The organism is Stenotrophomonas sp. 71799_Sma (assembly GCF_056482505.1).
The window spans coordinates 2,925,719-2,940,872 of record NZ_CM151202.1; the positions used below are offsets into that span (position 1 = coordinate 2,925,719).

The 15,154-nt window shown below is 61.5% G+C and carries 16 protein-coding genes; 1 reads left to right on the forward strand and 15 read right to left on the reverse strand.

Annotated features, from left to right (window positions below):
* Positions 1–76: 76 nt before the first annotated feature.
* Positions 77–1,084, reverse strand: coding sequence for an XVIPCD domain-containing protein (locus ACZK4Z_RS13555; protein WP_012511433.1), 1,008 nt, complete (start codon positions 1,082–1,084; stop codon positions 77–79).
* Between the two features lie 57 nt (positions 1,085–1,141).
* Positions 1,142–1,678: a hypothetical protein gene (locus tag ACZK4Z_RS13560; protein ID WP_197581508.1), complete on the reverse strand. Its 537-nt coding sequence runs from the start codon at positions 1,676–1,678 to the stop codon at positions 1,142–1,144.
* Positions 1,679–2,255: 577 nt separating this feature from the next.
* Here ACZK4Z_RS13560 and ACZK4Z_RS13565 point away from each other — a divergent pair.
* Positions 2,256–2,504 (forward strand): hypothetical protein, encoded by a 249-nt coding sequence (locus ACZK4Z_RS13565; protein ID WP_197581506.1) that lies wholly within the window; start codon positions 2,256–2,258, stop codon positions 2,502–2,504.
* A gap of 9 nt (positions 2,505–2,513) precedes the next feature.
* Here ACZK4Z_RS13565 and ACZK4Z_RS13570 read toward each other — a convergent pair whose 3' ends face one another.
* The 13 genes from ACZK4Z_RS13570 to ACZK4Z_RS13630 all read right to left on the reverse strand — a co-directional run bounded on the left by ACZK4Z_RS13570 (position 2,514) and on the right by ACZK4Z_RS13630 (position 15,023).
* Entirely contained in the window at positions 2,514–3,062 is a 549-nt protein-coding gene (locus tag ACZK4Z_RS13570) for a DUF4189 domain-containing protein (RefSeq protein ID WP_448123169.1), read from the reverse strand.
* Positions 3,063–3,403: 341 nt separating this feature from the next.
* The gene (locus tag ACZK4Z_RS13575) at positions 3,404–3,946 is read right to left on the reverse strand and encodes a DUF4189 domain-containing protein (protein ID WP_125893923.1); all 543 of its coding nucleotides are present in this window, start codon (positions 3,944–3,946) and stop codon (positions 3,404–3,406) included.
* Between the two features lie 39 nt (positions 3,947–3,985).
* Complete coding sequence (locus tag ACZK4Z_RS13580) at positions 3,986–5,134, reverse strand: TrbL/VirB6 family protein (RefSeq protein ID WP_125893921.1); 1,149 nt, start codon at positions 5,132–5,134, stop codon at positions 3,986–3,988.
* Positions 5,135–5,195: 61 nt separating this feature from the next.
* Positions 5,196–6,047, reverse strand: coding sequence for a hypothetical protein (locus ACZK4Z_RS13585; protein WP_125893919.1), 852 nt, complete (start codon positions 6,045–6,047; stop codon positions 5,196–5,198).
* Positions 6,044–8,491, reverse strand: coding sequence for a VirB4 family type IV secretion/conjugal transfer ATPase (locus tag ACZK4Z_RS13590; RefSeq protein ID WP_478450863.1), 2,448 nt, complete (start codon positions 8,489–8,491; stop codon positions 6,044–6,046). The genes ACZK4Z_RS13585 and ACZK4Z_RS13590 overlap by 4 nt, the downstream gene beginning before the upstream one ends.
* Before the next feature lie 81 nt (positions 8,492–8,572).
* Positions 8,573–8,881 carry a VirB3 family type IV secretion system protein gene (locus ACZK4Z_RS13595; RefSeq protein WP_010484859.1) on the reverse strand — a complete coding sequence of 103 codons (309 nt, stop codon included), beginning with the start codon at positions 8,879–8,881 and terminating at the stop codon, positions 8,573–8,575.
* On the reverse strand, positions 8,874–9,284 hold the full coding sequence (locus tag ACZK4Z_RS13600; RefSeq protein ID WP_010484857.1) for a TrbC/VirB2 family protein: 411 nt from the start codon (positions 9,282–9,284) through the stop codon (positions 8,874–8,876). The genes ACZK4Z_RS13595 and ACZK4Z_RS13600 overlap by 8 nt, the downstream gene beginning before the upstream one ends.
* Positions 9,285–9,357: 73 nt before the next feature.
* Positions 9,358–10,341, reverse strand: a complete 984-nt coding sequence (locus ACZK4Z_RS13605) for a lytic transglycosylase domain-containing protein (protein ID WP_049463037.1) — start codon at positions 10,339–10,341, stop codon at positions 9,358–9,360.
* A 3-nt stretch (positions 10,342–10,344) separates the two neighbouring features.
* Positions 10,345–11,388 carry a P-type DNA transfer ATPase VirB11 gene (gene virB11 / locus ACZK4Z_RS13610; protein WP_032976212.1) on the reverse strand — a complete coding sequence of 348 codons (1,044 nt, stop codon included), beginning with the start codon at positions 11,386–11,388 and terminating at the stop codon, positions 10,345–10,347.
* Between the two features lie 14 nt (positions 11,389–11,402).
* On the reverse strand, positions 11,403–12,659 hold the full coding sequence (locus ACZK4Z_RS13615; protein ID WP_125893915.1) for a TrbI/VirB10 family protein: 1,257 nt from the start codon (positions 12,657–12,659) through the stop codon (positions 11,403–11,405).
* Positions 12,656–13,435: a TrbG/VirB9 family P-type conjugative transfer protein gene (locus tag ACZK4Z_RS13620; protein ID WP_012511441.1), complete on the reverse strand. Its 780-nt coding sequence runs from the start codon at positions 13,433–13,435 to the stop codon at positions 12,656–12,658. Before ACZK4Z_RS13620 ends, ACZK4Z_RS13615 begins: the two co-directional genes overlap by 4 nt.
* On the reverse strand, positions 13,432–14,487 hold the full coding sequence (locus ACZK4Z_RS13625) for a VirB8 family type IV secretion system protein (RefSeq protein ID WP_012511442.1): 1,056 nt from the start codon (positions 14,485–14,487) through the stop codon (positions 13,432–13,434). Before ACZK4Z_RS13625 ends, ACZK4Z_RS13620 begins: the two co-directional genes overlap by 4 nt.
* A gap of 89 nt (positions 14,488–14,576) precedes the next feature.
* Positions 14,577–15,023: a hypothetical protein gene (locus ACZK4Z_RS13630; RefSeq protein WP_006374753.1), complete on the reverse strand. Its 447-nt coding sequence runs from the start codon at positions 15,021–15,023 to the stop codon at positions 14,577–14,579.
* Positions 15,024–15,154 lie beyond the last annotated feature (131 nt).

The following is a 15,154-nucleotide window of genomic DNA, read 5'->3' on the forward strand; positions in this document are numbered from 1 at the left end:
TTCCATGTCGGCGCCACAGGGCGCCACGCGTCGTACGTAAAGCGCCGGCGGGTCCCCTGCCCGCCGGCATCAGGTGTTACAGGGATCGAGAACGCTGCTCCTGCTCGCGGGCGAGCGCGGCCGCCGGGTCCTGCTGGGCGACACTGGCAGCCAACTGCTGGCTGCTCTGCGCCAGCGGCTGCTGGGCGGCCTGCTCCCGGTCAACGGACGCACGCAGCATCGCCGGATCTCCCAGCGCGCCCTGCACCGCAAACAGCGTGCGCCCGTCGTTGCCCGCCAGCAGATGATCGATACGCGACAGGCCGGCCTTCTGCGCGCTCAACGCCAGCGCGCCGGCGGCGTTGTCCAGTTCCTGCTCACTGCGCAGTCCGCTCTGCGCCCCCATCTGCTGCAGGTGCTGGCGTGCCCCCTGGAACAGGGCGTGTCCCGGCTCGCCCGGCTGCGACATGTCGCGCAGGGTGGCCTGCTGCGCCGGCGCCCCCACTTCGCCCCGCTCCAGCCGCGCCATCACATCAGGTGTCAGCTTCTGCTGCCACACATCGAACCGCTGCTGGCGGGCCTCGATGCCGTTCAGGCCACCATTGATCGCGCGTGTCGCTTCGCGCACATCCTCGCGCGCCGCCTCCGGCACGCGCGTCTGCCACTGCCACACCGCAATACGGCCCGCATGCTCAGGCTGCGCGGCCAGCTCCGGTTGATTCACCAGATCCAGATCCAGCGCCTTGCCGGCACGCTCATAGTTTTCCTTGCCGACCAGCGGCAGATAGCCGCGGCCGTGATACTTCAATGCGTCGCCGGGCGCATCATTGCCCATGCGCCCGCCATACATCAGTTCGGCCAGGCTCTCCGGCCGCCCACGCAGCGCCTCCTGGCGGGCGCTCTCCAGCGCGGCGTTGCCATTGCGCCACGCAGCTTCCACCGGGATCTGCGAGATTCCCCGGGTGAAGTTGAAACTTTCATTGAGCCGGCTCAAGCCGCGCGACTCGTGCCCTGCCTGGGCCATGAAATTGGCCAGTTCAAGCGGGGAGTCGATGCCGGCTTTGGTCGCCTGCCGCAACAGCTGCGACTCTCTATCGGTCGACACAGTGCAACTCCTGAATCTTCATCAGCGCGGATTCCCTTCCGCCGGTTGGAGCTTGGCTCATGGAAGCGACACCTCGGCGACACTGGACGGGTCGAAGTCCTCGAACCGCACCCTGCCCAGCTCCGCCACCGAGTAATCCCGGATGTTGGTCGCTTCAGTCTCGATATCCACGACCTTGCGTCTCACCCCATCCACCCAGCAGGCCTTGTCCGCAGGCGCATAGCGGAACCGGTAGGTGCTGCTCCAGCGCTCGCGGCTACCCCCGTTGGTGATCACGCTGAAGGTGCCTTCCTCGACCATTGCATACGCAAAAGGGTCGCCGGCCAGGCCACCTCGGGTAGAACACGGCACCAGCTTGTCGTTGCGCGCGGCCAGCTGCCAGCGCCCGCGTCCGTCACCGCGCAGCAACAGCAGCACCCGGTTGGGTCCGTGCTGGCCGGGCACCAGCCCTTCCGGTGTCGGCTGATCGATGACCAGCAGCTGATACTCGATGCCATCGCCGTTGAGCTCGCCCCTGACCGCTTCCAGCAGGTTCGCACCGGACGGAACAAATGCCAGGGCATCGTCCATGTGTGCGCCAGCCCTGTCTTCCATCCCCTCCCACTCCTTCAATATCGTCTCGCCGATGCTCGCGTCGTAGGCAGGCATAGTGGCGTTGCCCAGTCGCGCCAGTCACCCTGCAGATGCGGATGATAGCTCCGGGAGCACCGTGGCAGCGACGGTGGCAAGCGTCACCCATTGAGCGGGGGGACAGGGTCCTCATGGACGGGAAAGCTCCTGCAATCGGTAGCGCCGAAGCGTCATTTTTCTGACGCCAAGAGAGCTTAGCGCGAGGAGGTCGCTTGCGTCGAAGATCGAAAGCTTGAAATGGCGCTACCAGTCACAAAATTCGGGGCTGCATCCACGAAGCAAGACGGTCGAAGGCGGCGCAACGCCCCCAAATCGCCTGTAGCCTCACGTGCAGTTGTTGAGTACCAGAGGACAGGCTTTCGCATCGGCATCGATACATTCTCCCTGCGTTTTCCTCCGCCTCGGGCAGTGTCCCGGCCGCTGCAGAATAGGTCTGCTCAACGTCATGGCGTAACTCTGACTACCTCCCGTCGAACCCGGCGGCTGACCATTCGGGCCCGGCGATGCCGGTACTGCGCTGCCGCCTATCTGCGAATATGCCATGAAGCTGCCCAATGTTCCCTGGAAGAACATCGCCGCCATTGGGCGGCGCAGTCAGGGAATCAGCGTGGTCAGGATCAGGCCCATGCCGCCTTTGCTGCAGCGCCATGCTCGACATACCTTCGCTGAAATTCTCACCCATCAGCGTACCCGTCGACGTGCTTCACCAAAAGGCGAACGCAACCTTGGACACCATCTTCATTGCGATGCCGGTCACATCAATGGACCGGAATATCAGGGCACGACATAAGCCTGCAACTTAGAACTCATCAAATATCGGTTTACTGCAGTCCGAATAGATCTCTTCGCAATATCCCGGCTGGTCATTTTTGCACATGGCTTGCGCGTTGAATTTTGCCCTTTCAGGCGTGGGACCAGATCCAATCCCAGCACGGCCTGCGCCAGAACGCCCCCTTGGAATGACCCACGAGACACACTGATTTTGATACGTGAAGCTAACCGAACAATCAGCAGCACCAGCTGATCCGCATTTTGAAATTGCCTCACGAGAAGCCTCCTCCTTGGATCGCTTACCGACAGAGGTGCCCGCGTCCTGAGTTGTTTTCGATTCAGCAATCGCCCCCCATGTCTTGGCCCATCGCCCAGTAGGAGAGTTTGCGGGCAATTCGGAAATCCCGCCACTCGATGTGCTACTCGGTGCGCCACTTGGAATGGGGGCACAACCTCGGGCGCCCTGACCTCCAATCGGATAGTACCCTGGCGGACAATTGCCTTCAGCGAACGCAACTTCGGTCAATGAGACGAGAAGAAAGAAGAAAAGAATCACCCATTGCTTTGCTCCATTCATAAAACTGTCCTCACTCCCTTCTCATTGGACCAGCTAGACGGCACCGGAACTGGCATTCCCCCTAAGACCAGAGGCTGACGGCACCGAATCGCCTCCGCCATGCAATCGTGGACTGACCACCTGCCCAGCACCATCAGTATCAGCTTGCGTCACAGAAGGCGAACTCGGTTTATAGCTCTGCCCGCCCGTCGAACCCGGCGGCTGACCATTCGGGCCCGGCGATGCTCGGGAGGTGCGCGCTTGGCTGACCGTTTGGGGTACTCAGACAACGCATTGACTCGACCGGCGCGTGTACCTCCTGGTGTGCCATTGCTCTGATATTCCTTGCCGCATGCCCTTGATCAGAATTCATCAAACAAAGGCTTGGTACAGTTCGAATAGAACACTTCACACCGTCCTGCGCGATCATTGCGGCACATTGCTTCCGAAGCGACAAGCGCCAACTCGGGGGTAGCCCCTGTCCCAAGTCCCGCACGTCCAGTACCGGATCGTCCGCTTGGAATGACCCAGGAAATACACTGGTTGAAATAGCTCATGCTGACCGTGCAGTCCCGGGCACCTGACGCTCCACACTTTGAAACTGCTTCGCGCTCGGCCTCATTCTTGGATCGCAACCCCGTTGAAACCCCTGCATCCTGAGTACTTTTCGACTCCGCAATTGCCCCCCAGGTCTTGGTCCATTTGCCAGTCGGAGTTGCGAGACGGATCTCAGAGGAGCCAGTGCTTCCAGTGGCACCTCCCGGAATCGGCGCACATCCGCGCGCCCCCTGCCCGCCAATAGGGTAATACCCGGGCGGGCAGTTTCCTTCTGCCCACGCACGATCAACACCACCCAATAGCAGCAGGCACGAGGCGAGCAATACCCAATGTGCAATCAACTTCATAGCGAACGTACCTCCACCGTCTCCAGCCAAGCGATCAAACTAGGCAATTCCTGAATTGGCGTTCCCTCTGAGGCCAGAAGACGGATGCTGAGGCTCATGTCCACCTTGCAATCTTGGCATTACCGCTTGTCCTCCACCCAACTGAGATCCCGCAGCTGAGGACGGTGCCTCTGGCTTGTAACTCTGACCACCGCCCGTCGAACCCGGCGGCTGACCATTCGGGCCCGGCGATGCAGGTACTGCACTACCGCCTATCTGCGAATATGCCATGAAGCTGCCCAATGTTCCCTGGAAGAACATCGCCGCCATTGGGGGCGCAGTCAGAATCAGCGTGGTCAGGATCAGGCCCATGCCGCCTTGCTGTAGCGCCATGCTCGACATACCTTCACTGAAATTCTGACCCATCAGCGTGCCCGTCAACGTGCTTCCCCAGAAGGCGAACGCAACCTTGGACACCATCTTCATCGCGATGCCGGTCATCGCTGCCAGAACCGCCATGGAGAACATCGTGCCTATGCCGTAGAGCAGCCACTTCTGGAACAGCTGCTTGGTCTGGTCAAACAGCAAGCACAGGATGAACAATGGCCCCAGGCCGATGAACAACGCCAGCGCGACCTCATACAGCAAAAGCATTGAGCCAGCTGTGACTGCCGGACCACCCGTGCCCATACCAATGAACCACATGGCACGGGTCTTCGCGTTGTCCAGCGTCACGTCGCTCATCACGTCCAGCGCGTCAACGCTGGATAGCGCCAGCTGCATGTAGCCCAGGTTCTCATCGATCAGATCCTCCGGTGAGTCCTTCTTCCCGGTCACGACGTAAGTGATCTCGTTCTTCACGTCATTGATGAGAAAGCCATGCATCTCGCGACCGAACATACCCATGGTCGTGGCAACCGACACGATCAGCGCGGCCTTGGCCATGTTGGTCACGAGCACCATCATCGAATCGCGGCTGCGACCGGTGGCGATCCGGAAACCCTGAATCAGCACCCAGAGCGTCATGAGAGTCAGTGCAATGCCACCGACCCACGCCATCATGCGTCCAAGCAGCTTGACGCCGTACTCCGCGATTTCCTTATGCAGGTAATCGAGGATCAGCCGGAAGAACACAAAGTCACCAATTGAGGATGACGCGTGCAGATTCTGCAGCATGTGCAGGGGGCCTTGCCCCAACATGGCATCCATCAGCCCAAGATCCATAACTTCACCTAGAATGTGATTGCAGCTCGACCGGAGCAGCGTCTAATCAGTTGGAGAGCGCTGCCTTCAGTGCCGCGGCCTTCACTACGGTACCGAGAGGTGACTGACCGGTACCCTTCAATGCGCGCTGCGCAAGAATCTGCTGCATCTTGGTCAGCGCCTGAATCTGCTTGTCATACCCTTCAGTCTTCTTTTCCCAGGTCGCAAAATCCGCCTGCATATAGGCGTCAGAAACGACTGCGTTCGCGGAGGCCTCCGCCATCGCACCCTCGCCGCTCCACAGATCGCGGATATCCTTGATCCTGTCCAGCACCTTGCGCATGTCGGGCATCGTCTTCTGCACAACTTCCACGGTCTCGTTGTACTTCTGATTCTCCATGACCTGGATTGCAGCGCAGATGTTGCGCTGCTGGGCTATGATGTCCCCACCCGGGCTCAAGTCCAACGCAGTGAGGATACCGCTCAGGCTCATGATATTGCCGGCACCGCAGCGCTCGGCGACATTCCACTCAAGCGGAACCGGCTCCAGCTTCACGCCTTGAGGCATCAATGGCGAGGCGATGATCTGATTGAACTTCGCCAGCTTCTGCGCCCAGTTCTGAGTTGTTTCCAGAAACCGTTGCGCCTGGGTACCGTACTCGAGCAGGGCTTCCCCCTGAGCGGTAAACGTATGGATCTCAGTCAGCGTGCTGTTGACGGTATTCAAGCCAACCTCAACCACCGGGATGGGGTATCCCTTCACAGGCAAGCTGAGCAATGCGGCGACGGAAATCGCCATGGCGGTGGAACGGAGCCGGGAGACTGCGCTCGGCGTTCTAGCAGTACGGGCAGTGGTTTCCATGTTCTTCTCCATCGAATTCAAGGGGCTTGCTGCGTTCACGTCCATTGCGACAGTCATGCTGCAACCTCCTTACTGTTGGATGCGGGCTTTCCGGAGCCCTTGCGGTTCTTGTAGAAATCTTCCAGCCACTGTTCCGGCGTCAGCTCATCCACCGTCACGCGTGCACGCACGGCGGCGGTCTGCAGGACGCGATGCATGATGTCGATGTTATCGGTCGACGCCGAGATCACCGACAGGATGTCGTCCATGCCGCGCAGGTTGAGCTGGCAGACACTGGACGCATGACCCTGCTTGACCAGGAAGCAACGCGAGCGCTCGTCCAAGGCGGTAACCACATTGAACTCGGCCTCGGTCAACTTCAGGCCATCCATGTAGTCGCTCTTGCTGGCATTCGGGTTCGGCAGCAGGATCAGGGTAGCGGTCTGCTCGATCAGGGCGGCGGAGATATCACTCTTCAGCGCGTCCTCCGGGCTCTGCGTGGCAAAGATGCCGAGACCGTTCTGCTTACGGATGGTCTTCTGCTTGTTCTTTGCGAACTCCTTCAGGCCACCCTCGCCATCCAGGATCTTCCAGAACTCGTCCATCACATAGATCAGCGGACGACCGTCGATCAACGACTCCAGGCGGTGCAGCAGGTAATTGATGACCGGCACGCGCACTTCTGGGTTGTCGATGATGTCGGTGTAATCGAAACCGATGATGTTGGCCTTGCTCAGGTCAACGGTATCGATCGGATTATCGAATACCCAGCCCAGCGAATTGCCCGAGGTCCAGCGCCGCATGCGCGCGTAGAGGCCATCGTCGCCCATATTGGGCAGACTCTTCTGGAAGTTGGTCATGCTGCGCAGGTGCATCGGCGTATCGAGCATGCTTTCCACCGCGCGGTAGATGTCCTCTTCTTCGCGGGCGCTGTATTCGCGCTTGCCGGCCAGCACCTTGATCAGGTCGGCCAGGAACTGCACGTTGGCTTCGTTGTTCTCGCACTGGAACGGGTTGAAGCCGGTCGGGGCGCCGTTCTCCAGGGCCAGATAGTTTCCTCCGCAGGCACGCACGAAGATCTCAGCACCGCGGTCCTTGTCGAAGAAGAAGATGGTCGGCGACGGCTCGTACTTCTGCACCTGGCTGAGCAGGAAGTTGATCAGCGCGGTCTTACCGGTACCGGACTTGCCGATCACCATGGTGTTGGCGATCGCCTTCTCACCCAGCGAGTTTTCCGACGGATGGGTCGCGTGGAAATTGAAGTAGTACGGCTGGCCGTTGGTGGTCTGCAGCGTGGTGACGCAGTCGCCCCAAGGGTTGTTGTGCTGCTTGCCGGTGGCAAAGTTGTGCAGCGGCGATAGGCCCAGGAAGTTCAGCGAGCTGACGTTGGCCAGTCGAGTGCGGTAGCGCCAGTTGCCCGGCAGCTGCGAATAGAAGGACGAGGTGACCGCCAGGTCTTCCTTGGTCGACACGAAACCGGCGTTGGATAGCTCGGCGCGGGTCGAGGCGACGTTCTGCGAAAGCTTGGCCTGCGTGTCGCCGTAGACCGCCATGATGAAGTGGTATTCACCCAGCACGAAGTTGCCCGACGACAGCTGATCCATGGCCTGGTCGAGCTCGACGATCTGGCTGACCGCCTTGTCGCCGGAGGAGATCATCATGCCCTTGGTGCGGTCGAGCACCTTCAGCGCATCCTGACGCCCCATCGGGCTGAACGAATGGGTGATGACGTACTCGTAGTCCAGATATTTCAGACCGTTGAGGATGCCCGGATAGGTCCCCTCGGCATACTCCTTGATGTTCAGAATGGCGCCGTAGTGATTGGCACCATTCGGGGTATTGATCGCGAAATCGCCCGTCTTAGCCGAGAACATATGGCGGCTGACCGGCAGGTAATCCTTGATCGGTGCCGAAAGCACCGGCACCGGCTCGTCGATGCGATTGATCAGGTAGCCGAACAGCTCCAGCGTTTCCGAAAACACAACGCCATTCTTGGCTTCGTACATACCCAGTCGATACGGCGCGTAGTCGCGGATCACGGCCTCGACGTTGCCGGCCAGTTCCATCAACTTCTCTACCGCCTGCTCCTGCTCGGCGCGCAGCTTGTCCACGTTCGCCGACTTTTCGACGAAGCGTTTACCCGCCACCACCGGGCGGTAGATCATGGTCAGGTACAGCTCGTTCTGCATGATGCGCTGCGAGGACAGCATGCCCATGTACTGGTCGGACACGTCCTGGTTGAAGCGCTGCTTGTAGCTGCTCTTGCCCTTCAGCGTGCGGCGGCGACGGATGTCGTGCACCCAGAAAGCGACGTTGACGAAGTCCGGTGCGCGCAGGGTCTGCAGCAGGCGGTTGAACGTGTTGTGGCGATGCTCGAGCTCCCACTCCTCTCGGCCGACGAACGGCAGCCCTTCCAGATGCCAGGTCAGCAGGTAGTCGCCGCCCGTGGTCTTGACCACGTTCGGGGCGACATGCGACGACAACGGGATGAACTCACTGATGGAGGTGTCAGGACTGAACATACGACTGCTTCCAAAGAGGTACTGCCAAGGAGTTTCAAGAGACCTGGCGAGCGCGGACGCCCGCCAGGCCGGATCCGGACCTCAATCCATTCGGGCCGGCTTGTTGCGGTAGTGATTGGGGTTGAACACCCACATGCCATCGTGTTCCGGCACGTTGCGCACCTTCAGCTTGAACATCAGTCGCAGGCCCAGCAGGCGGAAGATCATTTCGTCACGCTTGGCCATGTGCCGCATGATGAAGATCGCCACCGGAATGGTGAGCAGGAACCAGAAGTTCGTGTACACACTGAGCAGCAACAGCCCGCCTGCCACCATGAAAAATGGCAGATAAGGCACGCCCAGGAACATCGCTGGGCGCGTGCAACCGCGGAACACGACGTTCTTATGCACTGTAGTACTGGATCGCGTTGTTGATCAGGTAGTAGGTCGTGCTGGTGCCAGCACCGCACTTGCCGTCGCTGCCTTCACCCAGCAGCATGCGCGCGATCTGGCCGGCGGCACCGATCAGCACGCCACCGATCAGGATCGGCGCGACGTCGCTGATGCGCTTGTGAGCAAAAGCGATCTGGTAGCCCGCGAAGATCACCGCAATGGTCACCACGGCGATCGAGGCCATGTTCAGCAGGCCGTTGATGTTGGAGAAGAAACCGCAGACCTTCTTGTCGGTGCCGCCGAAGTCGGTGTTGGTGGCGAACACCTGCGGGGCGAACAGTGCGCCAACGAAGATCGTGGCCATCAGCAGGGTCTTCAGCGTGCGCTGGGCCTGGACGAGGTCGAGATTGGATCGCTTCATGGATTGATTTCCTTGTTGATGGACTAACACAACTGAATCGACCAGCCGGGGGACTGGCCGCACCACGACTTCGTCAGAACACGAAGGCCGCATCCCCTGCGGGAATCTGCTGCAACGGCGCAGCCTGCACCGGTGCATTGAATGAATTTTCGCCACCGGCCACAGGCTGGTTGCGCTCGCTCCAGGGCCGCAGCATCACGGGCCCCTCGCTGCCGGCGCTGGCAGCGCCCGGCAACTGCTGCGGCATGGCCATTGTCTGCGCCGGACCCTGCTGAGGCAGCTGCTGAGGCAGGCCACCGGCCTGTTGCTGCGGATAGGCGGCCCCTTGGGTGGGCTGCGCCTGCGGCTGCATCATCCGATCCACCGAGCCCAGTACCACTTTGGAAAGCGCCTGGTCGGCGATGTTCAGCAGGCTGCCCCGCGCCATTGCACCGGTGGACGGATACACGACATACGCACGTGCCGGATCTTCCGACGGCACGTACACCGGGCCACTCGCCTGCGCAACGATGCGCGCCTGCGCCGGCGAAGCGAGCTGCGGGTGATGCTCGACCTTCACGCTGCGGCGTTCGCCGCGACTCACCACGTCGATCGGTGCAACACCATTGCTGGCAAGCTGCTGCCCACGGCGCATCGAGTCATAGACCTTCTGCACATAACCATGACGGAAGCCGGTCTCGAAATTGCCCGAGTAGTAGCAGCTGAACGACTTGCCCCAGTCACCACCGGAGCGCTTGTAGCACTCGGCGAGGATGCGCGAACCGGCCTGCAGGTTCGGGCACTGCTGGAAGGCCTTCTCGTAGGAATCCAGACCGTACTTGCCGAGGTTGTAGCGATTGACCTGGGCCAGGCCAATGGAGAAGTTGTAGCCCTTCTCCTCCAGCATGCGAACGGTGGCCAGCGCCTCGTCCAGGGCCTTGGGCTGGCGCACCAAGGCACCGCCGACCACGCCGATGGCGTAAGGGTTGCGCGACGATTCCACGTTGATGACGTGCTGCATCACGTCCATCGAGACGGCCATTTCCGGGCACGCCATCATTTCCAGTCCTGGCAGCATTGGTCAGCCCTCCTGCCCCTGGGCACGCCCAGGATTGAAATCAATACCGGTGATATAGCGCGAGCCTGCGTGCGCCTTGATATGCACGACGATGTCGATGGTCATCATCAGCAGTCGCTTGATCACGTTGAATTCCAGGCCCGAACCTTCGGTCGAGGCCTTGACCATCAGCGCCAGCTGATCCCAGGTCTGCTCCGGGCTGCCGGCATGGCAACTGGTGATCGAGCCCGGATGGCCCGATGCGCAGTTGCGGATGAAGTAGAACGCCTCGTCACCGCGCAGCTCGGCGAGGATGATGCGCTCGGGTTTCATGCGCAGACAGGCTTCCATGCAGCTCTTTGCGCTGACATTGCTGGTGCTCTGCCCACCCTTGGAGTACAGCAGGTGCACCACATTGGGTTGGGTCAGAAACAGCTCGCGCGCATCCTCGATCGTGACCAGGCGCTCGCTGTCCGGGATATGATTGACCAGCGCTTTCATGAAGGTGGTCTTGCCGCTACCGGTCGCACCGGATACGACGATGTTCTTGCGGTACATGACCGCACGCCGGAAGAACTCGGCGTACTCGCGCTGCTGGCGCAGCTCCAGAAGCTCGCGATCCTGCTCGCTCAGACTGCCATCCTGTTCCAGAATCTGGTTGAAGAAACCATCCTCGTGGTACTGGGTGAGCGACTTGGTGTGCTTGGACGGCAGGCGGATAGTGATCGAAACCTTGCCGGCGTCACATGCGGGCGGAATCACGAACTGCGCACGCTGGCCGGTGGGGAACGTGAGCGACACGACCGGATCGGCATCGGTGATGCGCTGGCCGGTGTTGCTCTCGTTCACCACCGCCGTGCAGAACTGCCGGGCCCGCTCGAAGGTCAGGCTCGGCACGTCTACGCGCTGCCACCCCGCCCGGGTTTCCAGGTACAGCTCACCGGGACGGTTGATGCAGATTTCCGTCACTTCCGGGGAAGTCATGTACTCGGCGATGCCCAGCACTTCGTACTGATAGCGCAGGAAATCGCTGGAGACGAGGGCGAGGGGTGACACTTCGGCGTCCATGATCGTTCGTTGGGTTACCGGCGGGGGTGGAGCACGTTGGTGAAGTCGACGTCCTTGGCGACGTAGACGTTCACGATCGTGCCCTGGTTGATGGTGACTGTCGGCGGACGACGGTTGCTGCTGAGTGCCTCGTTGGCCAGGCGCTCCATCGTGCGTGCGGTAGCACTCTCATAGGGCGACTGCACCGTCATGCCGTTGTTGGCGATGGTGGTCGTCTCCGGACCGTGTTCGGCAGCCGCGTACTTGAAGGCATCGGAAATCAGGCTGATCATCAGCGCCGAGGCGATACGGCTGCCCCAGTGCGCGCTGTACTGGCCCGGATGACCGGCGCCGCCCAGCTGATCCACGCCCGGGCTGGACATCGCAACATCGATGCCATTGGGGGTGGTGATGCGATCCCAGATCACTTCCACGCGCTTGCCGATCGGACCACCGCCGTAGGCGCCATAGATCTTGGAGCCCTTGGGCAGCAGCAGGTTGCGACCGTTGATCGAGTACACCGGCTCGGTCAGCAGGCACGACGTGTAGCCGGCCAGATCGGTGATGATGCGGGTTTCCAGCACGCACCGCAGGTAGGTGCCGCGCACCAGCAGCGCATCGGGGCTCTGGATGTAGGTGGCACTGGAAACGTCTTCCACATCCGGCCCACGGCGGATCTTCTGCTGCCCCTGCTGGTTGTTGGGCATCATGTTCGCAAGCAGCGCCTGGCGGGTCTGTTCGTCGAGCGCACTGCGCTGCGGTTGCGCGCGATTGCCCGCCGCAAGCGCGGCATCATCCACGCCAGCCATCCGGCGCTCGACCAGCGTCGGCCCACGGGGTTCCATGGCTTCCGGCCGGGACGCGATGGGCACCAGCTTCGGACCTTCGTCCTGCGACATCGGCGGAAGCATCGGAATCGGTTCGGCGGCAGTCGGCGGCGCCTGCGGAGGCGGCGCAACGTCCGGCAATGTCGGCGTGCTGGCACGTGCGACATCCGGCACCTTCTGCACGGCGTCATCACTATCCTGGCCCTTGCGGAACAGCAGGAAGCCCATTGCCATCAGCAGCAGCACGATGCCGCCGAGGAACAGCAGCGCCTTGCGGTTCAACCGCTGTTCTTCGGCCGAGCGCAGCTGCGGCGCGGCCGCGTCCAGATCCGGCGCCGGCTCGGCCTGGGCCGTGCCGAAGTAGGGATTCGACGGCGCGTCCGGGGCACCCTGTGCGCCGTACGGGCTCTGGCTCTCGTCGCGTCCGTTGTTCGGGTCGTTTCCGGGAGTGTTCTGCTGGCTCATTTCTTCACGTTCCTTCGCAGGCCGACGACGAAGTCGCCATGGCGGATGACCAGGTACGGGTGCGTCCCGTGCACGATCAGCGTATTGCCTTCAACCGTGGTGTTGACCACGAAGTCTTCACCGTATTCCGTTTCGCGACCAAAAACCGCCGGGAAGATGCCGGTCTTGTACTCCGGCGAATTCGGCAGTTTCAGATAGGTGAAACGACCATCGTCATAGGCGTTGACCGGTATCAGCCACCCCATCTTCTTCGCCTTGCTGGTCGAATAGGAGTAGTTGAAGTTGTACTGGCGGTCCTTGGCCAGTTCAGAGCTCAACAGCGGCTTGGCCTCTTCCTCGACCGCCTCCTGGGCGACGCCGAACACGGTGTCGTTGGGATAGACGAAGGCAATCTTGTACTGCACGCCTGCACGACGGGCCTGTTCCAGCTGGCGCCAATCAGTGGCCACCACCTTCAGCTCGAAGATGTAGGAATGAGTCTCGGTGCGCACCATCATGTTGGTGTCGACGTCGACGTTCTTCGGCTTGATGTAGAACACGTTTTCGCGACGGGTCAGTTCCCAGCCGCTGCTGAAGCCGGTGCTGTAGTCGAGGATCTTCTCGTTCGGGCTCAGTTCGATCTGGGTGGTCAGGCCCAGGCCGGTGCGAACCGGATAGATGCGGTCCTTCTCGTACTCGTAGTGGTCCACCGCCTGCGCCATCGCCGCTGCTGAAAACAACAGCGACAACATCGACAGCAGCACCAGTGCGCTTCCCCTGATATTTCGACTACTCATCGGTTGCTTGCTCCATCAGCAGTTCCGGTGGAATTGTTCTGCGCCGGCCTCATGGCCGGCTGACCGGGCATGGCCTGCCCCGGTGTTGCTTGACCCGGCACCGGCTGCGCCGGCATCGGTTGCCCCTGTACCGGCTGGCCCTGCACGGGCTGACCCGGCACCTGGCCATTGGCCGGAACGGCGACCGGCTGGCCGGTGGCCGGATCGATCATCGTGGCTGCGGCCGGATTGTTGGGATCGTAGGCCGCCTGGGCCTGCTGCGCGGCCTGTGCTGCCTGCTGCGCCTGTGCCTGCATGGCGCCGTCATCCGGCACCGGTACGCCACGCGAATAATCGTTGTCGACTCGGTACTCGGTGACCTGGAAGGCCAGCGGATTGAGGATGCGATCCTGTTCGGACAGCGCCAGGTTCTGGTTGTAGCCGAAGCGCATCGTCACCAGCTGGTTGTCCAGATAAGTGGCAACGCCGGTACGCTTGTCCAGCAGGCTGCGCTGGATACGCACCGAAGCACCGCGGAAGCTGCCATTCGGCTCAGCACCCAGCGGCGTGATGCTGAGGATCTTGACCCGGATGGCGCGCTCGCGGCCGTACATGACGAACGGGTTCTGTGGATTGTTTCCGGCATAACGCACGCGCATCGACTGCGCCACCGGATCGGTGGACATCACGAACACCAGCTCCCAATCGCGCAGGCCCATCACCGCCGAGTCGTACGACTCGCGCGCCAGCACGTACTGGGCCACATTGCTGCGATTGATCGCTTCGTTGCTGGTGATGGTCTCGCCCTGGAAGGTGCCACTCAGGCGCGCGACCGTCGCGGTACCCGTGTACGCGTCGGCCATCACCAGGAACGGCACCTTCTCCTTCAGAGGCAGCATGTAGTAGTAGCCACCGGCCAATGCCAGCGACATCAACAGCGAGCCCGTGGCGACCCACCAGGCACGACGCTCGCTGCGACGCGCCATGTCGGCCACGGTGATCTCGTAGCTGACCGCCTTGGCGACCGACTGCTCGACCTTGGGACTGTTGCCGGGATCCTTCTTGCGGAACATGGATTCTTCCGTACTGCTGAAACATCAATGGGCGTGAAGCCCCTGCGACAGGCGCGGGGAGCGGCACGTTCGATGGTTTCGAGGTGGACTCAGGTGCCGCTGTTGGAATCAGCGCCCTGCGCCGACGCGGTCGGCGTCGCGCCAGCGCTCTGCACAACGATCTGGTTGCCAACGATGGAGACGGAGATACCCTGCGTCGCATAGGCCGCGGTGAGATCGATCACGGCCTGCTGTGCATTGGTGGTGTCGATGTTCGAGACCGCGCCGTACAGCGTGAAGTCCGAGCTGAGGCGGTAGTCCAGCGTGCGCCCGGAATCCTTGGCCCAGCGCTCGAGCATGGCTTTGAGCGTGCCATCCATCGGCGAAGCCTGGTAGACGTAGCTGGAGTACAGCGGGATCTCGGTCGTCGCCGCAGCGAAACGGTTGACCGGCTTCCAGCGCCCTCCGAAATCGGGAGCGGACTTGGTGGCACACCCTGCCACCATCAGCGCCGCGACTGCGGCGACGGATATTTTCGCGATAAACGCCTGATTCATACGGGCTTCACTTTGACGTACGAAAAAGCAGTCCCGAACATTGGCTCCCTGGTCGTCCGGCGCCGCATCACGCGCACCGGAAACGGGAAGACGCGCTGGCTCGCAGCACACCTGCCCCGGTTCCCCTGCAG